The sequence below is a fragment of the Actinomadura graeca genome, from assembly GCF_019175365.1.
In the GTDB taxonomy this organism is placed as follows: Bacteria; Actinomycetota; Actinomycetes; order Streptosporangiales; family Streptosporangiaceae; genus Spirillospora; species Spirillospora graeca.
In genome coordinates, this window is the sequence record NZ_CP059572.1 from 3,950,261 (window position 1) to 3,974,297 (window position 24,037).

Below are 24,037 nucleotides of genomic sequence, written 5' to 3' on the forward strand. Positions count from 1 at the left end.
CTTCGAGCCGCCGGGACGGTCAACACCTGGGTCTTATCCAGCTTCTCAGCACCCAGCCCCGGGCCGCGGAGTCCTCCGGGGAGTAGCCGCGTGCCCACGCCGAGTTCTTCACATACTCGACGACAAAGGTCTCACCCCAGTGCAATGTGGCGACCGTTGTCGTTTCGTCTTTGGTCTCCGGAGCGGCGCGGACAGTCACCGTATCTCCACAAACTTCATACCGCACCGAACTGCCCCCCGGCCGGGGTGAAGTGGGGCCTGTCGGAGGTTTCGATGTCGGGCGGCCCGTGGCCGATGGCTGAGTGGAGGACGGCGATACCGGTGGCACCGCTGGCCTGCTCGTCCGACGTCCATGCATGGAAGGTGAAGATGTGGTCGTGGAATGGGACGGAGACGCCGCTGAGGGGACGGCTGTAGTCGGCGCCGCTGGCCCGCCTGCGCTAGACCCGCCGTGTTGCTTGAGCAGGAGAAAACCGCCGATTCCCAGCATGAGCGCAAGACCGGTTGCCGAGGCGGCCGCCCAGATGTTCTGGCTCCTACGACGTGTTGGCCGCTCAACCGCAGTCGGTTGCTCAGCCACGCCGTCGTCCGGACGAGGAAGACTGGTGCTGTCCAGATCGAGAGATCCCGAATCGCCGCCGGAATCACCATTCCTCAATCGGTCGGCCCGGCTTATGCCGCCTTCGACCGTTACCTCGGCTTGCGCCAGCGCGGCACGGGCGTCGGCCACGAACGCTCCGGCCGACTCGTACCGATCCATGGCCACCGGTGCGAGCGCCCTGCTGAAGACCGCCCGTAGCTGTTCGGTGAACAGGGAATCCTTCGGCAGATTCACCGGAAGGTCATTTCGTCGGGTGACGTCCAGCCGTTTCCCGGTGAGCACCTCATAGAACACTAGGGCGAACGCGTACAAGTCGGCCTGAGGTCCAACATCCGGCTCACCGCGCAACTGCTCAGGAGCCATGTACCAGAGAGTTCCAACGTTCTGACTGGATTCGGTCATCCGATCTCCGATGGGGCGGGCAAGCCCAAAGTCGGCCAACCGGGCATGCTCACCACCCTCGGGTCCCTCTAGCAAGATATTCTCCGGCTTCACATCCCGGTGCGTCACATCGCTCCGATGTACCGCGTCGAGCGCATCGCCGACCTGCGCCATCAACATCAATGCATGACCAGGCGCCAGCATCGAACGGCGACCGAGCAGATCACGCAGCGTGCATCCACGGACCAACTGCATCACGATGAACGACCTGCCCTCGTGCGTGCCGACATGGTAGATCGGCAGCACGTTCCGGTGACTGACCTTCGCCAGGGTTCGCGCCTCGCGCATGAACCTGCTCAGTGATCTGTGATCACCCAGTGCGGCCTCGGCCATGACCTTGATCGCGACCTCTCGCTCCAAGGCTGAATCCATCGCCCGGAACACCACCCCCATGCTCCCCCGGCCGATCTCCCCCAGCACGCGATAACCAGGCAGCTCAAGTCCTGTACCGAACGTCCGATGCTCAGCCGACAACCGCTTCACCACCTCGTGGCGCTGAATCCAAGATCTTCTCCAGTTGCGACCCGATGCCGACACCGCAGGTGACCGAAGCTCGGCATTCACCACCACTCAGTGCTACCAGAGCACCTGTCCGGCTGGTCAGCGGCGCCGTCACACCCGCCTGCCATCTTCAGGTCACCCGAAATGGGTGTGATCTGGGCGAACGCCCTATATATTAGGGCCGATGCCCGGCCAGCACAGGGAGTTGGCCGGATGTGAAGGCAAGTGATCTGATCTCGCAGATCGACCGGAACCACTGCGAACGCAACACGCCAGCGTTGCGTCGTCGTTCGCTGTGACGTCAGCCATTGAAGACGATTCTCATTCTTGTCGCCACAAGCCGCCTGTACCTTGGCCCCCACTGCGCTGACCACCCACGACCACGGTGACTTTGCTAACAGAGTCGCTTTGTCCGCTGGTCAGGTGCAGGGCGGACAACTCGCCGGTGAGCTCCGTAGTACAGATGCGCACTCTCGGGCTCGCCGCCCATGGCGAAGATCCTTGTCGGCCGTGGCGCACAGTAGGCACGACCGCGGCCTTTCCGCGCTTTGTTTTCCGGATTCGGCTCTCATCGGCTGCTGAGTTTTTTTCAGAAATTCTGGAGTGACCTAGAGTGATCGTGGCGGTTCGTTCTGCTGCACCGGCGTCGGATGATCGAGTTCTTCAATCGGGTGAGTGATCTATAGGATAAGTTGCGGGTTCCATGGATGCGTTTTTGCAGGATGGACACCCGACACTTGGCAGCGTGCCCGGGCCTCTGGTCCTCGCGAGTCACGATAGGACGATCTGGGCAGCCGGCGGCGGCCGCGGCGGGAGCTCGCTGTTACGGTTCGAGGACGAGGGCTGGCGCGCCTGGCCGATCGACGCCCACGGTGTGCGCGCGGTGCTGCCGCTCGACGGCCAGAGCGCCGTCGTCGCGGGTGAATACGGTTTCCTCGCGATCGTCGACCTTTCGGTCATCGACGCTGCGATCGACGACGAGGACGACGAGGGCGTCGATGAAATCGAGACGAAGCACAGCGGCTGCTTGTTCGGTCTGACCCGCATCGGCGACCTGATCTGGGTCACCGGAGACAAAGGCTTCGTCGCCACGCTTGATCCGCAGACCCGAGAACTGCGAGCACAACCGCGATTCACCCGAGAGCGCGTTGTCCGCGCGGTGGACGCCCCCGGCGGCGAACCGGTGTTCGTCGCCGGCCGCCAGATACTGCGACGCCTTTCCGACGGCACCACGGAGCCGATATTCTCCGGACGCGCGCCGCTGACCGACATCGCCTATTCATCTGACGGCGGCTTCGCGGTGGCCGGTGACGCGGGCCAGCTCTTTCTAGCCGTGCCTGGCCAGTCGCCAGCGCCTTGCAGCGGTGTTCCCGCGCTCGATCTGGAGTGCCTGAGTTACGATCCGCGGCGGGACGGCTTTCTGGTCGCCGGTGAGGACGGCTACGTCGGAGTGCTCGGTCGCGATGGCGCGTTGCAGCCGTTGCCCGCCGCAGAGCCGTCGTATCGGCTCACCAGCATTCTGCCCTGGGGCAATGGCCACTTGTATGCCGGATGGATTGAGCAGGGTCCGCCCTATCGGTTCCGTGGCGCGCTGTACTTCGATGGCGACGGTGCCCCGGGCGCGGTGTACGAGGCTCCGCGTCAGGACTTCGGCCCGCCGAGGGCGCGCACCGTCGGTCGCTCCGGCCGTCCAACGCTCGCGGTCGACGCCTGCGAGGTGATCTCGCTGGACGACGCCCAACGGCGAATGCCCGAGGTCGACTGGCCGGACCACACGTTCTCGTTCGACGAGGTCCGGTTCTACGACGGCGATGTCCACATCGCCGACACAGGCGCGCTGTTCGATGATCACAAGGACGACTATGGGGTCGCGGTCCGCGGTGATCTGATCGTCGACGGGACGCTCGACGCCACCGCGGGCGGCGACGCCTACGGCAGCCTGCTGGCGGTTCAGGGCGACGTGTGGGCCCACGCGGCGATATTCCGCTATGGCATCAACGCCGTGATCAGCGGCACGCTTGAGGTCGCGACCGTCCTGATGTGCGACCACGGCGACGACGGAGGCTTTCTCGGGGCCGATGTGATCCGCGCCCAAGTGCTTCACTACTCGCTTTATTTCGCCAAGCCCGAGGCCGAGATCGACGCGTTCTGCATCGGCAATGTCTACGGCGATGTCAGCTTCCCACCGAAACGCGCGAAGGAGATATTCGTCGCGGGCGTGCTCGAGGACGGCTTCCTTGAGGAGGATACGGCGGCGAACTGGCTGCGTGAGGGCAGGTCGATTCTGCGCGACGAACGACGATAGGTCGTCCTAGGACCGCCGGGCACGGGGAAGCGGACCGCCTACCCGACGATGGCAACCGCCTCGGGTCCCTGCGCCAGTCGATATCGCAGAGCTGGGACCCCGAGAGCCGGTGGCGCGAGCGCCGGAGGAGACGCAGCAGGCCAGCTATGCCCGGTCCGCGTGCGCCGCATCAACGCGGAGTTTCGTCCTGCGATGAACGAGCTTCGGCGGTGGAACGGGTTCATCCGGACGGTGAGGGCTATGACCAATCCATGTACCCGAGCCAGGACAGCACGGTGTCCGTGTCGCTGGCGGGAGCCGGTTCACGGTCCTTGTCGGCCTGGGCGAACCGTCGGCCGGACTCGAACAGCGATGCCCATACGGCCCGGGCGCACCGGCTCACCTGATTCGCCATGCGCGGCAGATCGGCGTATCCGGCCGTCCTCGACAATGAGATCGCCGCGACCGCCCGGCCGGCTCCGCGTAAGGGCGCGGCCGCGCACGTCACGCCGCTGAAGCACTCTTCGCGATCGAACGCGACACCCGTTTCGCGCACGGTGGCCAATTCGCTCCGGAGGTAGTCGCCACGGACGATGGTCTGCCGGGTCCGGGGAGTGAAATCCTGGCGCAGCAGCGCTTCGACGGTCGCGTCACCGTAGGCCAGCAGCGCTTTGCCGGAGGCGGTGCAATGCGCGGGAAGCCGGGCGCCGACCTGGTAGGGAATGGCGGAGTGCCGAGGATTGCCGATCTGCTCCAGGTAGACCACCTCCGCCTTGTCGAGCACGCTGAGGTGCGCCCAGTGGCCGGTCTCCTGGTGGAGCGCGATCAGGTGGGGCAGGGCGGCGCGCCGGATGCGGTTGTGGTGGGACGCGAACGCGCCCAGTTCCAGCAGCCGTAATCCGAGGAAGTACCGGCGTCCCTCGCGGCCGAGCCAGCCGATCTTGACGAGCTGGTCCATCAACCGGTGGACGGTCGACTGGGCCAGGCCCGTGTGCCGCACCACGTCGGTGAGGCCGAGCGTCGAGCGCGGGCCCTCGAAGGCGTTCAGGACCAGGGCGACCTTCTCCAGCACCGACGGGGTGGACGACTCGCCGACGTCCTCGGCCATGGCCTTCCTCCGGTCGTTCTCCCGCTCACCGGAAGAATACCGGTTCTCCGCTGAGCGGGAGAAGCGCAATTCGCGGCATCGTCGCGCTGATTAACGTCGGCATTGCCCGGCGAAAGCCCGGGCCTTCGTCCCTCAACATTTCCGGAGAAGGCACATGAGTGAAGAGCACGTGTTCGCCGAGGTCCGACGGCTGGCACCCACCGTGCGCGAGCGCGCCGCCGAAGCCGAGGCACGCGCCTGTGTGCCGGAGGCGACGATCAAGGAGCTGGCCGGGTCGGGCTTCTTCCGCCTGCTGCAACCCCGCCGGTACGGCGGGTATGCGGCCGATCCTTCCGTGTTCTTCCGCTGCCTGCGGACGCTGGCCCACGCCTGCGGCTCGACGGGGTGGGTCGCGGCGGTGCTGGGTGTGGAAGCCTGGCAGGTCGCGCTGTTCAACCCGCAGGCCCAGGAGGATGTCTGGGGACCGGACCGCGACGCCAGGATCTGCGTTTCGCTCGCCCCGGTCGGCACGGTGACCTCCGCCGCCGAAGGCTACCGGCTGTCGGGCCGGTGGAGCTTCGCGTCCGGGTGCGACCACGCGACCTGGGCGCAGCTCGGCGCGATCGTCCGCGACGACGAGGGCAAGCCGGTCGAAATGCGGACGTTCCTTGTGCCCAAGGAGGACTACCGCATCGAGCCGGTCTGGGACACGGTGGGACTGCGGGGCACCGGGAGCAACGACCTGGTCGTCGAGGACGCCTTCGTGCCGGTGTACCGGACGCTCTCCGCCGACGGGATCGCGTCCGCCACGAGGCCGGGGTACGCGGTGAACCCCGAACCGGTCTACCGCCTTCCGCTCGGCTCGATGTTCACGACGTCCATCGCCTCGCCGGTCGTCGGAATGGCCGAGGCGGCCTACGACGAGTACCTCGACGCGATGCGGACCCGGATCCGGGTGACGGGCCGGGCGCCGGTGGCCGAGGACCCCTTCGCGCAGGTCAGGGTCGGCCGGGCGGCCAGCGACATCGACGCGGCGTGGCTGCAGCTGAGCCGCAACATCGCCGACCTGTACGAGTGCGCGCGGAGCGGGGATGAACCGCCGAAAGGGCTTCGCACGCGATTGCGGCGCGACCAGGTCCTGGCGACCGAGCGGGCGGTCCGCGCCGTCGACCTGCTGATGGAGAACGCCGGCGGCGGCGCGATGCGCGTCGGGGACAGCGTCCTCCAGCGCGCCTGGCGCGACGTCCACACCGCGCGGGGCCACACGACGAACGACCCTGAGAAGGCGCTCGCCCTGTTCGGCAAGCACGCCTTCGGCTTCGACGTCGACGACCCGATGCTCTGACGGACCGACGGCCATGCCCGATGGGAAGGAAAAGGCGTTGAACCAGTTCACGGGGCTCGAATTCGAGCCGGAAATCAGCCAGGACGACTTCCGCACCACGATGAGCCGATTCGCCTCCGGGCTCACGGTCGTCGCCGCACTGGACGAGGCGGGCCTGCCCGCGGGCCTGACCTGTCAGTCGTTCGCCTCCCTGTCCCTCGACCCGCCGCTGATCCTGGTCTGCGTCGGCCGCGGATCTTCAAGCTGGGCGCGCATCGAGGGAACCGGCCGGTTCGGGGTCAGCATCCTGGCCGAACAACAGCGGGACGTCTGCGTCTCGCTGGCCCGGCGCGCCGAGGACAAGTTCGACTCGGTGCCCTGGCGGCCGTCCCCCTACGGGACGGTGCACATCGAAGGCGCGCTCGCCACGATCGACTGCCGTATCGGCACCGTGCACGAGGCGGGTGACCACCTCGTCGTCATCGGGGACGTGCTCGATCTCGCCGTGCGGGACGAGGGGACCCCGCTGCTCTACTTCCGCGGTCGCTACGGCAAGGCAACGTTCAGATCATGAGCCCGCGTCGACGCGCTGCTCGGGTGGTCAGGGGGTTGTTCCGTCCGGGAGGGCAGCACGGGCATCGCGGGGGCGGGCACGATGTCGTCGTGGCGCGGGCTCCGTGGTCCACCGCTCCGTTCCTCGTGATCGTGTCCTGACGCGCTGGTGGAGCGCCCGGCGGGCGTCCGCGGTCGAGGCCACCGATGGAGAGGCTCCACGTGATCACGACGGTGTTCAACGGCGCGGACTACGAGGCCGGGGACCGGTTCGACGCCTGGTGCGATCTCGTGGGCGGGATGCCGTGCCCGTACCAGGTGCGTTCCGAGCACGCGGCCGACTACGGTTTCACGTTGCGTATGGCCAGGCTCGGCGCCGCCACGGTGGCCCACACCGTGGTCCCCTCGATCCATGCCATCCGCACTCCGCGGATGATCCGGCAGGCCGAGGAGGGCGTCTACTCGCTGGAGCTGTGCCGGGGCGGCCGCATCGGCGCCGAGCAGTCCGGCCGTGAGGTGGAAGCGATCGTGGGGCAGTGGATCGTGCAGGATTCCTGCCGCCCGCACTCGCTGTGGTCACTGGCCCGAGGCCACCGAGGTGCGGACGCGTTCGGGCTGGCCATCCCCAAATCCGTGCTGGGACTGGACGAGACCACGGTGGCGCCGTTGCTGGCCGGGCCGCTGCCGGGTGACAGCGGCGTCGGCGGACTGCTGACCGGCATGATCGGGCGGATCCTCCGCGAGCCCGGCGCGTTCGGGCCCGCGGACGGCCCGCGTCTGGGCGAGGTGCTGGGTGACCTGCTGGCGGCGATGCTCGCCCATGAGCTGGACGCAACCCGGCTGCTGCCCGAGGAGACCCACAGCCGGGCGCTGACCCTGCGGATCCAGGCGTTCGTGCTGGCCCACTTGGGTGATCGCGACCTGACGCCGACGACGATCGCGGCCGCACATCACATCTCGGTGGGCTACCTGCACCGGTTGTTCCGCCGGGACGGCCGCACCGTCGCCGGGTGGATCCGGACCCAGCGGCTGGAACGCGCCCGCCGTGACCTGGCCGACCCGGCCCAGTACGCGACGCCGGTACAGGCACTGGCCGCCCGGTGGGGCTTCGCGCACGCCTCGGACTTCTCCCGGGCGTTCCGCCGCGCCTACGGCACCTCCCCTCGCGATTACCGGGAGAGCACGCACGGTTAAGCGCTGTTCACTGTGTGCCATGTAGGTCGGGGCTTGAAGCCGGGAGAGTTGATTTCAGCGGGAAGACGGATTGGCGCCGCGGACCATTCCGGGCGCCGACCGTCCACCCGAAGCAACGATCCGGACAATCGCTCCCGCTACAGCGGCTGCGGGCTTCGACGCCCATTGCGCCGCAACGGCACAAGAAAGGAACGGTGAAGAACGTGAACCCGACCAACCTCATGAAGGCCGGAGCCCTGGCCGCGATGGCGGCGGCCCCGCTGATGGCCGCCACCACGGCTTTCAGCTCCACCCCGGCCGACCATGTCACCGCGGTCAAGGCCCCCTGCGAAGCGGGGTATGTGTGCATCTACCCCGGCAACAGCGCAGACGGCACCCCGATCAAGTTTAAGCGCTACGGCACCTACAACCTCAGGAACCAGCGTGGCACGCACCTGGTCGTCAACAACCAGACCGGCGGCGCGGCCCTCCGGCTGTGCCGCGCCTACAACGGCCAGCAGTGCGGCCCCCGCCTCGGCCGCGGCGCTTACCACGTCAACCTCACGCCGATCAATTCCATCGTCCTCGAACGATAACCGGCGATTCGCTTGAGCCCATTCGGCGCCTTGGCCGGGCCCGCACCGCGCGGGGCCCGGCCCGGGCACCGCAGGCGCGGCGACGTGCCCGACGGGGGTCGGCACGCCGACGTCATGGCGGTGGCCGAATTCCCTGCCAGGACGATCTTGGGTGGAGGGGTCCGGTCAGGTTCGGCGGATGGGGCGGGACGTCAGGGCCAGTGCGCCGATGGCGGTGAGGAGCAGGCCGTCGAACAGGGCGATCTTGTCGGGGCCCACCGTCTCGGCCAGGCCGCCGGAGCCGACGAACATCGTGATGACGCTGAGGTTCTGGGCCAGGGCCATCGTGGCGGTGGTGCGGGAAAGGTGTGATGGCGGCGCCGCGTTGATCACGAGTGGGGTGAGGTGCGTTGCGGCGATCCCGTAGCCCAGTCCGCCCGCGGACGCGGCGGCGATCGCTAGGGGGAGGTTCGGCGCCACGGCGATGCCCGCGACGCCCGCGCCCATGATGACGATGCCCGTCGCCGAGGTGAGGCCGAGGCGGTCCAGTGTTCCGCGGCGGGAGATCAGGGCGGCGACGACGAAGAAGGCGACGCTCTCGGCGCCGAGGATCCAGCCGACCGCGGTCGCCTGCCATGCGTGCATGCGCACGATCAGCGGGATCAGGAGGGGTGCGACGGGGGCGAAGAAGGCCGCCGTCGCGGCCATGACCAGCAGTGATGGTCGTAGGAGGGGGTCCCGCGCAGCGAGCTGGATGCCGCTGCGGACGTCCTGGAGCAGGCTCGTCGGCGGCCCGGGCGGTGCGGGTGTGAAGTCCGGCCGGACGGCCAGGAGCGCGACGGTGACCACGGTGAAGGCCAAGGCGTTGATGAGCGCCGCAGACGAGAGGCCACCGGCGGCGGCCACCGTGCCGCCGAGGGGGGCGCCCACGAACGCGGCGATCTGCTGGCCCGCCTTCTGGGTCGCGAGTGCGCGCGGCAGCATGTCCTCGTCGACGAGCCTGCGCACCATGGAGGTCGCGGCGGGAAGGTGGAAACCGTTGATCGTTCCTGCGATGGCGCTGTAGCAGACCAGAAGCGGGACGGGGGTGCCCGCGACGGCGGCGATGGCGGCGAGGCTCAGCGCCGCCGTCACCATGGCCGCCAGCGTGGTGATCATGACGCGGCGTGGGCCCACCCGGTCCGCGACGGCCCCTCCGACCAGCAGGAGGATCATCTGGGGCAGGACGCCGCACGCGAGCACCGTCCCCGCGGCTCCACCGCCGTGCGCGGTCGCCGCCCACTGGAGGGCGACCGAGAAGGCGACGTTTCCCGCCGTGGCGATGAGAGTGCCACAGAACCATTTCTTGTAGTCGCGGGGCAAGGGCGCTTTCGCCGTTGTCGCGGACCGGGTGAGAATCATGCGGACACTGGCGCCGGATCGGGCTGGATGCTCTCCACCAGAACGCGGCCGGCCTCCGTCAACGGAAGCTCGTCGCGGACGGTGGCATACGCGGCGACCAGGTGTTCTCGTGCCAGCTCGGCCCTTTCGGGAATGGCGTGCTCGCCCAGGCGGGCATGCCATTCACAGAGTCGTGCGAGGACGAAGAGCTGGTGGAGCAGGCCGGCCGCGGGACGCGGGTCCTCCCGCAGCGGGGTGGAGTACGTGCGGCCGCCGTCGTCGTGCAGACACGGTGTGCTGGCGAGGACCCCGTTCAGCCGCACGTGAGAGGACTCGTGGACGATCTCCTCCGCGAGTTTGACGGGCAGGGACAGGTCGGCGGCCTGAAGGGCGATCAGGCCGTGCGTGTAGATGTCGGCGAATCCGATCGCCTGCCCGGCGGTGAAGAAGGTCAGGCAGGAGACGGTGGCCGACATCTCTTCGAGCATGTCCGGCCAGTGATCGCCGATCAGCCGGTGCGCCTCACGGAGGGGCTCGTGGTGATCCAGTTCCTCCGGCCGGTGGAAGGTGATCTCCGCCGTGTCGCCGGCCTGCCGCGCGTCGTCGTCGTGCCGTCCCACGGTGGCCGCCATCACCACCGGATCCAGCGGCACGAGATCGACGGCGAAGAGCCCGTCCGCCGCGCCCTTCCTTGCCCGGCCGCGGCTCTCGGTGACGGCGCGGACCATGGCCCGCCGGGACAGGGCGGGAGTGGCCCCGCCCTTTCCGGCGTAGGCGATCGAGCACGTCACAGGATGGACGAAGTCCTCGTCGAGATCCTGTTCCGCCTCAAGCGGCTCACCGCCGTACATTTCCTGTAGTCGCATCCCGAGGAAACGGGAGAGCGCGGCGCGTTCGAGCCGCGCTCTCGCCGAGTCGGGCTGCCAATGCAGCTCCATTGGATTCCTTAGGCGCTGAACACCGTGCCGCCGTCCCGCTGCATCGAGAGCGGGATCTCAGGGAGGGTGACGACCGTGAGCTTGTCCATCTGTTTCCCCTTTCTCCGGGCAGTGGCGTCGTGCCGCTGCCGTCGCAAAAGAAGTATCAGCGCGGATTTTCACATCTGCTTCACATCTGCTTCACGCGAGGTGATCGCGGGGCAGGGCGATGGCCGTGCCCAGCGCGTCGGCCGACGCGGCGGCACGTTCTCCGTGGCCGTACGCCGACGCCGGACCGTGGGTGACCCGTAGGGGGACGCGGCGCCGAGGCCCTGTGGCGGCGAGGACGGCCACGGGCACGAGACGCGCGGCCCCGCTGTTTTAGTTGTGGCTTAAAGGTCTGGCACCACGCAGTTTGGCTCGCGCAGTCTGGATACATCGAGCGCACCCGAAACCCGGTGCACTGTACGGATGATTCATTCCGGTCGCTTTTCCAGCGGCTGAATCCGTTCGCCCTGGCGGCAGGCAGAGCGGGGATCTGTGTCCGCGTCTTCGACGAACGAACTGTTGAAGATTCAAGAACGACTCAGGGGAAGCGGAATATGTCTCACAGGGAGACGGGGGTCCCATCCGATGCCGAAGCGGGAGACCGTTTGTCGGCGGCGGTTTCGGTCAAGCTGCTGGGGCCGCTCCAGGTCGCGGTGAACGGAGAGCGGGTTCCTCTGACGGCGGGCAGGCTCTGCGCCCTGCTGGCCGTCCTGGCCCTGTCGCCGGGGCGCACCGTCACGATCGATCGCCTGGCCACGGCGGTATGGGCGGACGAGGACCCGCCCGGCAACATCCGGCGGAGCGTGCAGACATATGTCGCGCGTTTGCGGAACGCGCTCGGCACCTCGACTATCAGCACCGAATCGACGGGGTATGTCCTTCACGCCGATCCGGAGGACATCGACATCCACCAGTTCGTGCGGCTGGTCGGCGCCGCGTCGACCGCGCCTGACGGGACCCTGGAGCGGGCGCGGCTCGCGAAGGCACTGGACCTGTGGCGCGGCATGCCGTTCGAAGGGGTACCGTGCGCCTCGCTGGAGGCGTCAGAGGCTCCCTGGTTGCTCGAAAGCTATCTGACCGCGCTGGAACGCCGCATCGACCTGGACATCTCCATCGGCCGCCACGAAGGGCTGGTGGTCGAGCTGAGCCGGCTGACCGCGTCCCATCCGTTGCGGGAGTCACTATGGGCGCGGCTCCTCCTCACCCTGAAGAAATCGGGCCGCCGCGCCGATGCACTCGTACGCTACGAGACGATTCGCTCGCGGATCGCCGATGAACTGGGCACGAACCCGGACCCCGTACTCCAGCAGATCCACGCAGAGCTGCTGGTCCGGTGACACCGGCGCCGTAGGGCATACGCGGCCATTCGAAGCCGTGACCATCCGTGTTTCTTCGCGTTGAGGGTTTAACAGGACAGCAGCCCCACACGCCACCATCTGCGCTGCTGCGTACTGTATTCCTGACACTTGTGCTCTCGCCGTCATCGATGGTCCCGCACCCTGGTCATGCTGCGGCCCGAGAAAGTTCCGAACACGAACAACTAGGCGGAAACACGCCACGGTCCCGCGGCCGGACGATTTCGTGAACTACCGTCCCGCCCAGCGAGGTGGACCTTTCGGACGGCACGTGAACGAGCCGGTCCGCGTCGGGCAAGCGAATGCCGGCCCTTTCAGCCACAACCGAGGTGAGAGGACTTTGTCATGGTGGCTCTCCGCTTCACTTCTGAAGATCTCCGACGCATCACCATCGCCCCCAGGGCGGAGGCGATGGTGGAACTCGCGTTCAGCGCGATGGTCCTGCAAACGGCCGAGACCCCCGGACTCGGCCATGACTGGAAACACACGGTGGCGGCGCGGCTGCGAACCGAGACCACCCCGATCTTCGATCTCGTCCGGCAATTCAGGTACTTCCCCGATTTCCTCAGCCCCTTAGGGGTCGCGGATCCGGCCGCCGGCATCGACACCGTCGCCGACACGCCGGTGACGGACCTGGAAACACAGCTCACGATGCTCAGGGAAGTGCAGCGGATCCCCACGTGGACCAGCGGGCTGGCCGCGGGCCGGCTCGGCGCCCGGAAGGAGCTGCGGACCGCCTTGCGGCAGCTGTACCGCGTGGCCTTGGAGCCGTACTGGGAGACGATCTCCACCCGTGTCCACACGGACCGGATGGTCCGCGGTCAGGTCATGTTGAACGGCGGCGTCGACGCCCTGCTGGCGACTTTGCACCCCACCCTGCACTGGCGGCCACCGATTCTGGAATGCGTCGCCTCGGTCTGCACGCCCACGGTCGATCTCAAAGGACGTGGGCTGCTGTTGATCCCTTCGGTACTCGCCCCGAGGCCCGCCTTCGCCGAACTGCCCGGCAAGCCGATCTGCCTGTTCTACCCCGTCCGCGTGACCGAGCGGCCCACCGACGGCGCCGCTCTGGCCGCGCTGCTCGGCGCCACACGGGCCGCCGTCCTCCAGGAACTCGCCAACCCGTCCACCACGACACAGCTCGCCGACAAGGTCTTCGTCTCCCCCTCCGCGATCAGCCAGCACACCGCGGTGCTCCGCCGGGCCGGGTTGATCACCACCCGGCGCGTCGGCCCCGCGGTGATGCACGGCCTGACCCCGCTGGGCTCGCAACTCGTCCAGGCCACGCCGTTCGAGGACGGGTCGTCCTTGGCCGCCCCGGCGCCCGCCCGGGCAAGGCCATAGCCAACGGGTGCACCTGGCAGGCTTGCCGCAGGCAGCCCGAAGGAGCACACCAGTGTCGGACAGTTTCATGGTGGCCGCGCGGATTCCGAGGGCGCGGGAGGCGTTCGAGCGGTGGCTCGACACACCGGTGCCGGAGGCCGCCGACGCGATCGAGAACCCGGACCAGATGTACACCGGGTGGTTCTGGGACGGGACGAGCCCGCAGGACGACTGGAACCTGGACCGTGAAGGCAAGAACCCGCGCACACTGTTCGCCGAGCAGATCGACAAGGGCCAGGGCGTCGCCGTCCTCCGGCATCGCGACGGCGCGCTGGAGGCGTACCTGCTGCACTGGGGCTTCGACCGCTGGTCGGTCCACATGGCGCTGCTGGCGCTCGCGGTGGCGGGCCCGCACAAGGCGGACGGCGGCGACGACCACGCGATCTTCTGGGCGGAGACCTCGGGCAGCCTGGGCCCGCCGGACTGGGACGGCCGTCTCGCCTGCCTGGCCATCGGCCGGACCGGCGCCCGCTTCACCGGACGCACCGACCTCACCGGCGTGCTCGCCGCCCTCGGTCCCGCCGAGGACGCCTTCTTCGCCCTGGTCGAACGCCTGCACGCCGAGGAGGAGGCCGACGGCCCCCACCTGTCACCCCGGGAGCCGGAGTTCGTCGATCCGGCCGTCCTCGACCGGGGCAACGGCTGAGCCCCCCGGCCGGGGTGCGGCGAGGATTCTGTCACCGCGTGCTGGCAAGCTGGGCCTCACCAGGACGAACACGTCGAAGGAGCAGCCCGATGCGGATCGTGATCAGTGAGTTCATCAGCCTGGACGGCGTCGTCCAGGCCCCGGGCGGCCCCGACGAGGACCGCGACGGCGGCTTCGCCCACGGCGGCTGGACGCACCCCTACTTCGACCCGGAGGTGGTCGGCGGGGCCTTCGACGCGGCCATGAAGAACGCCGCGGCTCTGTTGTACGGCCGCCGCACCTGGCAGAACATGGCCGCGGCATGGCCGGAGCGGGGTGGCGACCCGTTCGCGGACAAGCTGAACGCCCTGCCCAAATACGTCGTGTCCGACAGCCTGAGCGACGACGACATGAAGTGGAACACCCAGCGCATCCCCGTCGGCCAGGCCGCCGAACGCATCGCCGAACTGCGCGGGTCCGGCGACGGCGACATGATCATGATGGGCAGCCCGACGCTGGCGCGGACCCTGATCGAGAACGGCCTGTTCGACGAGCTCCTGCTGATCTCCATGCCGGTGATCCTGGGCGGCGGCAAGTCGATCTTCCCTGCGGACGGCGTGAAGCACGGCCTGAAACTGGTCTCCACGGCCACCGCCTCGACCGGCGCCACCGTCCACGTCTACCACCGCGCCGACGCCTAGGAACGGCGGGGCGCGGATCCAGCCACTGCGCCCCGGACACGCCGCCCAAATCCTCGCCATCTACCAACTGGGCATCGACGAGGGCCACGCCACCTTCGAGACGGCCACCGCATCGGACGCCACCGCGGACGCTGGCGCGACGTCGTCCTGGTGGAACGACGCAGCCCCAGAATCACTTGACCCACGATTAGGCACCATTCCCCTCACTAGGAAGGGCCGCTCCACATCGGTATTTCAGGGAGTGCGCCTGGTCAGTCTCGCGACTGTGTCGTCCAATGCCTGGACTTGTGACGACTCGCCGGCGTAGGCGTGAACCAGCGAGAGGAACTCCTGGAGGCCCTCCGGGAACTCCAGGCATGTGCGGACGATCGAATGGATGTCCAGGTGGGGCTGGGCACGGCGCGGGACACGGATCGCGATCTCTTTGCGCAGGGCGTCCACGATCTGCTGCCGTCCTTCGGCCGTCGTCAGCAGCGGAATGTCCATGAGCCGATCCACGATCTCGAAGAGGGCGGGGAGTTCGGTCTCGTCCGCCTGTCTCGTCCGGTGGCGCGCGTTCAGTCCCGGACCGGACGGCGGGGTGTGGCCGGACGGCTCGGTGTGGCCGGACGGGAGCGGTCCGACCGTCGCGGGCGCACCCGAGGGACTCCCCGCCGGCGGTGGCGCGGCGCGGACGGACAGCCAGGCGGTGGTGTCGGTCTCCTTGAGGCGCACGTCGATCGGCCGGAACTCGGTGGGGTCGACCGCACCCCGGCCCTCGCGGATCACGTCGCGGTAGAACTCGTCGGAGACGAGGATCCCCAGGTCGGCCGGTATGTCGGCGAGCACCTTCTTGAAAGACGGCGCGTCCAGAAGCCGATTGACGTGGTTGACGGTGGTGCCGACGATGCCGTTTGCGTCCGATTCGAGCGGCCCGCTGTGCAGGGCGATCCGCAAGCGCATCCGGGCGTGCTCGGCCGCGATGTCGTTGTGCCTGCGCAGGGAGCCGCGCAGGTGGTCGGGCAGCGGGTGGGCGAGACGCGCCGGGTCGTACGACGGCGGCAGGACGACGATGACCCCGTCGCCGCGGTCCTCCTGGTAGCAGCCGTCAAGCGGCATGCCCGATGCTTCGAAACCGCTTTTGAGCGCCTCGTAGAGGACGATTCGCAGATGACCCTGAACGTGGTCGGTGCGTTTCCCGAAACCGATGATGTCGCAGACGAAGAGCGTGCAATGGCCGGTCGGGGTCCAGCCGGTCCCCGCATCGCCGGAGCCGTTCCGCATGACCTCTGATTCCCCTTGGACGGTTGGATTGCCCCAACTGTGCACACATGGTGCTCGCTTCGGCAAGCGGTATGCCGATCGGTCACACTTCCCGGGCTTCTAGCGCTTGTACGGTCGGTCTTCTGTGTCCGGCGACGCAGAACGCCCGGGTGGACGCGGCCTACATTGACCAGCAAAGCGGCCTTGGGCGGGAAGGCGGTAACGGCGCATGGCGGACGACGAGAGGAGATCGCCGGCGCCGGTGCAGCCGGCGACGATGTCGATGGGACGCGCGCACGACCAGATCCGGGCGGAGCAGACCACCGCCGAGATCGTCGCGCTGCTCACGGACATCCCGGATATGCGGGAAGTGGCCGGACGTTCCATCGTCGTCCACTACATCAGTGAGCACGTGCGCACGCAGTTGCTGCTGCCGGATCTGCCGCAGCCAAGATACTTTCTCTACAATCTCGTGCGCGCCTGCCGCGAGTTGCCCGACGGGCTTCAGGTGCTGGTCCGCGCGGTCGAGTTCGTGGCGGGCCCCACCGCGGCCGTCGCGCGTCTGAAGCGCACCCTGAGCCCGGTCCGCGCGCACTTGGAACCGGGCGCCGAGTCCCAGATCGAGGAACTGCTGACGGGTCTGCGGGTGCCGTCCCTCACCCGGCTTTACGTCACCGCCACCGGGAACAGCATCGCCACCGTCCCGTTCAGGCCCGCCGACGCCTGGGACGTGTTCTCGACCCTCCTCGACCACAACACGGCGCCCGGGAAACCGCCGCCGCATCTGATCTTCGTCGCGATGTTGTTGCAGACCTTGCAGACGCAGCAGTCCGCGAACGGAGCCGATGCCGAGGAGGCATGGCGGCTCAAAAAGCTGCGTGAATGGCTGACGACGCAGACCGATCAGTTGCGCCGCGAGGGCGGCGCCACCCAGGCGGACTATCTCGACCGCATGCGGGATCGTTCCGCAGCGCTCGCCGCGCGCGCCGACAAGCCCATCTACCTCATCATCCAGCTCGAACCGCTTTCGGATCTCGTCGAGGGTGAGGTGATGTGCCGGCTGTCGCATTGGCGGCAGGTACATCCGCTCGAATGGCGGCCCGAGCCCGGGGAGGACCGGATGGTCCCGTTGAGCGCGGTGCCCGAGCAGGTCGGCGCCCTGGTCCGCGAAGCCGAGCGAGGCTGGGCCTACGAGCTCGACGACTCCCTGGTGCTGGAGTTCGTCCTGCCCCTCGACATGATCAATCTCGATGTGGACCAGTGGACGCGGGACGCCCCGGAGACGCCGGACCCGCCGACGCTCGGCGCGGAGTACGAGATCCTCGTCCGGAGCCAGGAGAGGCTGCGCGCGCTGGGGTTCCATCGCGCCTGGCGCCAGCGCTGGCAGGTGCTCCTCGATGGCGTCGACGGCACCACCTACTGGGCGACCGCGGGAGAGCCGGCCCATCCGCGCCCGATGGGCGACCGGCTGCTGAGCAGCCGCGAGATCGTCGCGTGCGTGCTGAGCGGCCCGCCCGACCGTGAGCCCGGCCGCGGCGAACTCCGGAAAGCGCTGCGGGCGGGGGTGCCCGTGGTGCTCTGGCACCGGGCGGAGGAGATCGCTTCGAATACGCGGGAGGCGGTGCGGCAGGTCGTCGACCGCCCCGACATCAAGGCTCTTCCCACTCATCTCAGGCGCCTTCGAGGAAACACACCGCAGGCCGATGACCGTAATGGACGCACATCCCTGGAGGTAACCCTCCTATGGGATGACCCGAATCACTTCCTGGACGATGCCAGCGCTCTGCGCGCACCAGTAGCACGGGCGTGACAGTCGTGATGATGACCGATAAAGGGATCGTGGCCATCGGTGGGTCGTGCGGATCCTTGCGAAGCAGAGCGCCGAAGAGGATCCTCGACCTAAGGTGGCTGTCACCGGTTCTGTCCCAGAGCAAGGATCCCCCGCAAAACCCATAAGCCACGCCAGAAGAGGACATCGTCGATGGCCGTTGACGAGCCGCACGAGGTCCCCGACCCGCGCGACGTGACATTACCCCCCGGCCCCGCGGCCGATTCTCCGGGCGATGGTCCCGGATGGTGGATTTATCGCGGTGACGGCCGTCCTCTGCCGGAGGGACGGCTGGCCGCGGCGCTGCCTCCCCCGCCCCCGTGGCGAGCCTTCGAGGGCGCGCCGGCGCTCCCGCCTCCGCCCGCCGACGAGCGCGATCTCGTCCGCCGGCTCGGCCCCGTCAGCGCCCGCCCACGTGTCGCCGATCCCGCGGAGGTCGACGCCGTCAACGCGGCGATCCTCCTGCGACGACCGCTTCTGGTCACGGGGAAGCCCGGGTCCGGGAAGACGACCCTCGCGTACCGGATCACCCGCGAGTTAGGGCTCGGCCGGGTGCTGCGCTGGCCCATCGGCAGCCGGAGCACCCTGCGCGACGGACTGTACGAGTACGACGCGATCGGCCGGGCGCAGGACGCGGCGACGGCCCGCCGGATGCCCGGGCGCGACACCGACGACCTATCCGACGCACCCGGCCCAGGTGATCCGCACCTCGCCGCGCTGACCGACGCCGGAGTAGGGCATTACCTCCGGCTGGGCGCGCTGGGAACCGCGCTACTACCCTATGAACTTCCGCGCGTGCTGCTCGTCGATGAACTCGACAAGAGCGACATCGACCTGCCGAACGACCTTCTCGACGTCTTCGAGGAGGGTGAATACCGGATCACCGAGTTGTTCCGCATGAGCGCCCGCGAGCCCGTGGTGAAAGTGCACACCGCCGACCCCGACGGAATGGCCGAGATCGTGCGAGGAAGAGTGCGCTGCCGCGCATTCCCCATCGTCGTCATCACCAGCAACGGCGAGCGGGAGTTCCCGCCCGCGTTCCTGCGCCGGTGCCTGCAATACACCATGAAAGAGCCGGACGAGTCGCGTCTCGCCGACATGGTGGCGGCGCATTTCGCCGAGCGGTCCGACGAACCCACCCGGCGGCTGGTCCGCAGCTTCCTGGACCACCGCGGCGTCCGGCGCGAACTCGCGGCGGACCAGTTGCTCAACGCCGTCTACCTCACGACCTCCGGCGCGCGGGGCCCGGACACCGATTGGGAACGGCTTTTGGATCTCATCTGGCAACGGTTGGAAGTGGCGGCCCCTGAGTGAGCGATCGGTTCGGAGACCCAGCGGCGCGCGGCACGGGACGTTCGGGCGGGCCCGCCGGTCGACCCGTCTGGCACGAGGTCTCCGACGTCATCTGGCTGGCCGCACAGATGAGCGCCGCCGAGCGCGCCGCGCGCCGCGAGGACGACCCGGCCGAGCCGCGCGCGCCTCGGGCCGATCACCGGCGGCCCGCCGGTGGTGGGTCCTCCGGTGCCGACCGCGCCAAGCCGTCGGAGGCCGATGGGCCTGACGAGGCATCGCGCGGTTTCTCCGCCGATGTCGGCGCCGCGACCGGAGCGCCGTCGCCGGTGCAGCCGGCGACTCCTCGTGCCGGTGACCCGCCGCGCTTGCGTCCGCTACGTCCGCCGGAACAGAACGGGCAGGCCCAACCGCCCTCTTCCTCCCTGTCCGCGTGGATCGCGCCGTTCGCGGAGGTCCGGCCGCTGACCGACCGCCGCCGCCTCGAACAGGCCTTTCGCCCGTTCAAACGGACGGTCGCGTCCCGGCGGGGCGAGGTGGAACTGGACGACGAGCCGACCGCGACCCGCGCGGCGCAGGACGGGCTCTGGCTGCCACAGACACGCCCCGTCCCAGAACGGTGGCTCGATCTCGACGTCGTCGTGGACGACGGGCGGCTGGCCGCGCTCAACCGCCCGACGACCGACCGGTTCCTCGACTGCCTCGGGGCGGTCGGGGCCTTCCGGATCATCCGCGCGCACCTGCTCGACACCGACGGCGGCGAGACCGGGGCGCTGACGCTGCGCGAGCCGGGCCCGCTGGCCACCACGCACGCCGCCGCCGGGCTCACCCTCCGGGGACGCCGCGACCGGCGGCTCGTCCTCGTGCTGACGGACGGGATCGGGGACGCCTGGCACTCGGGGGCCGCACAACGCCTGCTGGCCCACTGGGGCGGGCAGGCACCGGTCGTGCTGATCAACCTGCTCACCCGCCGCCAATGGCGGCGCACCGGACTCGCCACCCGGGCCGCCAACCTGTTCACGCCGGGCCCCGCGGTCGCCAATCGGTTCTACCGCGTGCGCTACCCCGCGGCACCGTTCGGCGGCGACCCCGATGCCGCGCCGGAGCCCGCGAACCGTTCCCATGTCCACGTGCCCGTCGTGGAACTGGACGCCGGCCAGCTCGCAGGCTGGGCGGGATTCGCGACGGCGCGCCGCGGCGACTGGTACGGTGCGGTCGCCGTCTGCGGCGACCCCCACGAACCCTCCAGGATCTCGGATCCGGCGTTCGTCGACGACGCCATGAGCGCCGAGTCGCCCCCGCCGGAGATCGTCCGGCGGTTCCGCGCGGCGGTCAGCCCGACCGTGTACGCGCTGGCCGTGCACTTGGCGGCGGCCCCGCTGAACGCACCCGTCATGCGGCTCGTCCAGCGCACGATGCTCCCGGAGTCGCGGGCCTCTGACCTGGTCGAACTGGTCGGCAGCGGACTGCTGAACCGGGTCGCGCCAGAGCGGGGGCCGGCGGCCGACGCGGGGGACGAGGTCGTCTTCGACTTCGCCCCCGGGGTCCGTGACGAGCTCCTCGCCGGTGGCCTCCGTTCTGACACGACACGTGTGCTGACCACGGTCGCGGGGTATTTGGCCGACCGTGTCACCGGATTGCGTGATCTTTCGAAATTGATCACCGTGCCCGAGCGGATCGACATACCGGAATTGACTGACGAACTTCTGCCGTTCGTCCTTCCGGTCCTTCACGTCCTCAAAGCACTCGGCGGCCCCTACCGGCGGCCGGCCGACGCGCTCGACGCCAAACTTCGCGGCAAGACCGCCCATTTTTCTGGAAAAGGGCCGGATGGAATAGCCCGGGATGCGGGAATGACTGGCTCCATGCAGTCGTCGCTCGAAATCGCCGCACTCGACGAGCAGCTCACCGGCCCCGAGGACATCATCAAGGCCCCCCACCTTGGAGTCGGTGTGACAGTTCGAGATATACCGGAGAAGGCCGGTCGCAAGGCGAACGAGCCGCCGCCCGTCTGGGGGAACGTACCTCCCCAGAACATTAGCTTCACGGGACGTGAAGAGCTGCTTGAGCAGTTGCACGAGCGTCTCTCCCTGGGAACCACGGCGGTACTTCCCCAGGCGTTGCACGGAATGGGCGGCGTCGGCAAATCACAGATAGCCATCGAATACGTTTACCGCCATATGGCGGACTATGATGTGATTTGGTGGATCAGATCCGAACGGCCCGGCCAGATCCAGCAGGATCTCGCCGAGCTGGCCGCCGAACTCGATTTGCCGGTCAGCCAGGAGGTCAATGTCGCGGTACCGGCCGTCCGCGAGGCACTGCGCCTCGGCCGCCCCTACCGCAACTGGCTGCTTGTGTTCGACAACGCGGAGGAGCTTCAGGACGTCCGGGACTTCTTCCCCACCAACGGCCCGGGCAAGATCCTCGTCACCTCCCGCAACCAGGACTGGACGAAGATCGCCAAGTCCCTGGAGGTCGACGTCTTCGCCCGTGAGGAGAGCAAGGCACTGCTCCGCCTGCGGGGTCCGGATCTCGCCGACGCCAAGGCGGACGAGCTCGCCGAGGTCCTTGGTGACCTTCCGCTGGCGATCGCCCAGGCCGGAGTGTGGCTCGCCGAGACGGGCATGCCGGTCGACGAGTACCTGCAACTGTTCCGGGAGAAGCACGAGAAGGCGGCCGAGCTGCTGGCGGACGCCGCGCTGGTGGCCAATGAGCTGCCGGTCGCCGCGGCGTGGAACGTCTCCCTGGACCGGCTGCGGACGAGCGACCCCGCGGCGCTCCAGCTGCTCCAGGTCTGCGCCTTCTTCGCCCCGGAGCCTATCTCCCTGCAGATGCTGTCGGGCGCGCGGAACGTGGAGGGCCCTCCCGAGCTGGTGGAGGCGCTGGGCGACCCGATCAAGCGGGGGCGGGCGATCCGCGCGATCAACAGGTACGCGCTGGCCAGGATCAGTCACAAGGACAACACGATCATGCTGCACCGGCTGGTGCAGCGGGTCCTCGTCGGTCAGATCCCCGCAGGTGAGGACGTCGAGCTTCGCCGGTGCGGATACCAGCTGATGACGAATTTCGACCCGCGCGACCCAACGGTACCGGCCAACTGGCGGCGCTATGCCGATCTGCTGCCGCATGTCCACTACTCCGGTGTCGTCGCCTTCGACGACCCCTGGACTCGTCGGCTCGTCCTCAACGAGATCGACTTCCTCTTTCAGTGGGGTGACCACCGGGGCTTCCTCGAGCTGGCGAAGACCGCGGTGAAGATTTGGACCGAGACCCTCGGTGAGGGCAACGAGCAGACGCAGGAGGCCCTCCTCCACCTCGGCCGCGCGCTCCGCCTGCGAGGGCGGTTCCAGGAGGCATACGACAACCACGTTCGAGTCCGCGACCTCCGTGCTGAGGAGCATGGGATGGACGACGAACGCACGATCGAGGCGCAGCGCTTCGTCTCCGGCGACCTGCGTTACATGGGGCAGTTCAAGCAAGCCCTCGAACACGACAAGCGCTCCTACGAGGCATTGCGCCGCATGTACGGCGAGGACGACCCGATCACCCTGCAACAGGCGCATCTCTACGCCATCAGTCTCCGCCTCAACGGCGACTTCCGGACGGCGCGCGATATCGACCGACAGACCTACCGGCATCTGGTGGTCGTCTTCGGCGAGAACCACGGCCGTGCCCTGTCATCGCTGGCGGCGATCGCCGTCGACGAGATGGAGCTGGGCCATTTCGATGAGGCGAGGGAGCTGACGCGGCAGAACGCGCAACGTCTGGAGTCCGCCTTCGGCAGCAGCTACGCGGGCCTCGCCGAGAGCCTGACGGCGTTCTCCGTCATGGAACGCAAAGCCGGCGAGCACGAACGGGCACTCGACCTCTCGACCGAGGCGCTAGAACGCTACAACGAGCAGTTCGGGTCGTACCACCCCGGCTCGATCTCCGCCGCCCTGAACCACGCGGTGAACCTGCGCCAGGTCGGCAGACTCGACGATTCGATCAAGCTGGCGCGCGTGACGGCACGGAACTTCCTGAAGATGTTCGGCCCCGACCACCCCAACACACCGACCGCGAACGTCAATCTCGCGGTCGCCCTCCGGCTGAACGGGCAGATCGACGAAGCCAGGAAACTGGACGAGGCGGCGCTGGACACCCTGTCCAAGGTCCTCGGTCTCGATCACCCGCGCGCGATCGTCTGCGCCATCAACCTGGCCAGCGACCACTACACGGTCGGTGATTTCCAGGAGGCCATGGAAAGGGATCGCCGGACGCTGGAACGAGCGCATCGCGTCCTCGGCGAGGAGCACCCGACCGCGCTCGCCTGCATGTTCAACCTCGGGCTCGACCTGCGTGGGTTGGAGGAGGTACCCGAAGCCGACGAGCTGACGGAGCGGGCCATCGACAGTATGCGCAGGGTGCACGGCCCGAAGCATCCCGCCACCACGTCCGCGCGGGAGGGCGTCCGCGCGGACTGCGACATTTATCCGATTCCGGTCTGAGACGAATCGACAGCCGCACGAAAACACGACTTCCCCTTCGGGGGGCCTACGTCTGACTTGAGCCTGTTTCATTGACAAGCAAACTGGGTAAGAAACACTCTCGTCATCGCGCTTCGATGGATGACGAGGCATAATTGCCGGACCTGGACACGCCACGGCCGCCCACGTACAGTGGGGGAGCACATTTATGCATCACCACGGATTGTCCATTCTTGCCAAAATTCGGCGATCACGTGAGCG

General features: G+C 68.3%; 17 protein-coding genes. 12 read left to right on the forward strand and 5 right to left on the reverse strand.

Going from position 1 to position 24,037, the window contains the following annotated elements; all coding sequences use genetic code 11:
• Window positions 1-19 precede the first annotated feature (19 nt).
• Window positions 20-1,609: a serine/threonine-protein kinase gene (locus tag AGRA3207_RS17315; RefSeq protein WP_231335692.1), complete on the reverse strand. Its 1,590-nt coding sequence runs from the start codon at window positions 1,607-1,609 to the stop codon at window positions 20-22.
• A 637-nt stretch (window positions 1,610-2,246) separates the two neighbouring features.
• Here AGRA3207_RS17315 and AGRA3207_RS17320 point away from each other — a divergent pair.
• On the forward strand, window positions 2,247-3,848 hold the full coding sequence (locus AGRA3207_RS17320) for a hypothetical protein (protein WP_231335693.1): 1,602 nt from the start codon (window positions 2,247-2,249) through the stop codon (window positions 3,846-3,848).
• A gap of 238 nt (window positions 3,849-4,086) precedes the next feature.
• On the opposite strand, the gene AGRA3207_RS17325 is transcribed toward AGRA3207_RS17320, so the two are convergent.
• Complete coding sequence (locus AGRA3207_RS17325; RefSeq protein WP_231335694.1) at window positions 4,087-4,935, reverse strand: IclR family transcriptional regulator; 849 nt, start codon at window positions 4,933-4,935, stop codon at window positions 4,087-4,089.
• Window positions 4,936-5,089: 154 nt separating this feature from the next.
• On the opposite strand from AGRA3207_RS17325, the gene hsaA reads away from it, so the two are divergent.
• The 4 genes from hsaA (at window position 5,090) to AGRA3207_RS17345 (ending at window position 8,559) form a co-directional block, all read left to right on the forward strand.
• Window positions 5,090-6,259 carry a 3-hydroxy-9,10-secoandrosta-1,3,5(10)-triene-9,17-dione monooxygenase oxygenase subunit gene (hsaA, locus tag AGRA3207_RS17330; protein WP_231335695.1) on the forward strand — a complete coding sequence of 390 codons (1,170 nt, stop codon included), beginning with the start codon at window positions 5,090-5,092 and terminating at the stop codon, window positions 6,257-6,259.
• Between the two features lie 37 nt (window positions 6,260-6,296).
• A complete protein-coding gene (locus AGRA3207_RS17335; RefSeq protein WP_231335696.1) occupies window positions 6,297-6,812 on the forward strand; it encodes a flavin reductase family protein in 516 nt (171 codons plus the stop codon).
• A gap of 200 nt (window positions 6,813-7,012) precedes the next feature.
• Window positions 7,013-7,984: an AraC family transcriptional regulator gene (locus tag AGRA3207_RS17340; RefSeq protein WP_231335697.1), complete on the forward strand. Its 972-nt coding sequence runs from the start codon at window positions 7,013-7,015 to the stop codon at window positions 7,982-7,984.
• 194 nt (window positions 7,985-8,178) lie between these two features.
• Window positions 8,179-8,559 carry a hypothetical protein gene (locus AGRA3207_RS17345; protein ID WP_231335699.1) on the forward strand — a complete coding sequence of 127 codons (381 nt, stop codon included), beginning with the start codon at window positions 8,179-8,181 and terminating at the stop codon, window positions 8,557-8,559.
• Window positions 8,560-8,724: 165 nt separating this feature from the next.
• Here AGRA3207_RS17345 and AGRA3207_RS17350 read toward each other — a convergent pair whose 3' ends face one another.
• Together AGRA3207_RS17350 and AGRA3207_RS17355 are read right to left on the reverse strand one after the other, a co-directional pair.
• On the reverse strand, window positions 8,725-9,900 hold the full coding sequence (locus tag AGRA3207_RS17350; protein WP_231335700.1) for an MFS transporter: 1,176 nt from the start codon (window positions 9,898-9,900) through the stop codon (window positions 8,725-8,727).
• A 35-nt stretch (window positions 9,901-9,935) separates the two neighbouring features.
• A complete protein-coding gene (locus AGRA3207_RS17355; protein ID WP_231335701.1) occupies window positions 9,936-10,856 on the reverse strand; it encodes an aKG-HExxH-type peptide beta-hydroxylase in 921 nt (306 codons plus the stop codon).
• 632 nt (window positions 10,857-11,488) lie between these two features.
• Here AGRA3207_RS17355 and AGRA3207_RS17360 point away from each other — a divergent pair.
• From AGRA3207_RS17360 to AGRA3207_RS17375, 4 genes are all read left to right on the forward strand, one after another.
• On the forward strand, window positions 11,489-12,220 hold the full coding sequence (locus AGRA3207_RS17360; protein ID WP_231335702.1) for an AfsR/SARP family transcriptional regulator: 732 nt from the start codon (window positions 11,489-11,491) through the stop codon (window positions 12,218-12,220).
• A gap of 363 nt (window positions 12,221-12,583) precedes the next feature.
• A complete protein-coding gene (locus AGRA3207_RS17365) occupies window positions 12,584-13,582 on the forward strand; it encodes a helix-turn-helix domain-containing protein (RefSeq protein ID WP_231335703.1) in 999 nt (332 codons plus the stop codon).
• 52 nt (window positions 13,583-13,634) lie between these two features.
• A complete protein-coding gene (locus AGRA3207_RS17370; protein WP_231335704.1) occupies window positions 13,635-14,267 on the forward strand; it encodes a hypothetical protein in 633 nt (210 codons plus the stop codon).
• A gap of 89 nt (window positions 14,268-14,356) precedes the next feature.
• Window positions 14,357-14,947 (forward strand): dihydrofolate reductase family protein, encoded by a 591-nt coding sequence (locus AGRA3207_RS17375; RefSeq protein WP_231335705.1) that lies wholly within the window; start codon window positions 14,357-14,359, stop codon window positions 14,945-14,947.
• 234 nt (window positions 14,948-15,181) lie between these two features.
• Here the strand turns inward: AGRA3207_RS17375 and AGRA3207_RS17380 are convergent, their stop codons facing one another.
• Window positions 15,182-16,210, reverse strand: coding sequence for an effector-associated domain 2-containing protein (locus AGRA3207_RS17380; RefSeq protein ID WP_231335706.1), 1,029 nt, complete (start codon window positions 16,208-16,210; stop codon window positions 15,182-15,184).
• Between the two features lie 208 nt (window positions 16,211-16,418).
• Between AGRA3207_RS17380 and AGRA3207_RS17385 the strand changes: the two genes are divergently transcribed.
• The 3 genes from AGRA3207_RS17385 to fxsT all read left to right on the forward strand — a co-directional run bounded on the left by AGRA3207_RS17385 (window position 16,419) and on the right by fxsT (window position 23,797).
• Window positions 16,419-17,999 carry a VMAP-C domain-containing protein gene (locus AGRA3207_RS17385; RefSeq protein ID WP_231335707.1) on the forward strand — a complete coding sequence of 527 codons (1,581 nt, stop codon included), beginning with the start codon at window positions 16,419-16,421 and terminating at the stop codon, window positions 17,997-17,999.
• A gap of 171 nt (window positions 18,000-18,170) precedes the next feature.
• The gene (locus AGRA3207_RS17390; RefSeq protein ID WP_231335708.1) at window positions 18,171-19,331 is read left to right on the forward strand and encodes an AAA family ATPase; all 1,161 of its coding nucleotides are present in this window, start codon (window positions 18,171-18,173) and stop codon (window positions 19,329-19,331) included.
• Window positions 19,328-23,797, forward strand: a complete 4,470-nt coding sequence (gene fxsT / locus AGRA3207_RS17395) for an FxSxx-COOH system tetratricopeptide repeat protein (protein ID WP_231335709.1) — start codon at window positions 19,328-19,330, stop codon at window positions 23,795-23,797. The genes AGRA3207_RS17390 and fxsT overlap by 4 nt, the downstream gene beginning before the upstream one ends.
• Window positions 23,798-24,037 lie beyond the last annotated feature (240 nt).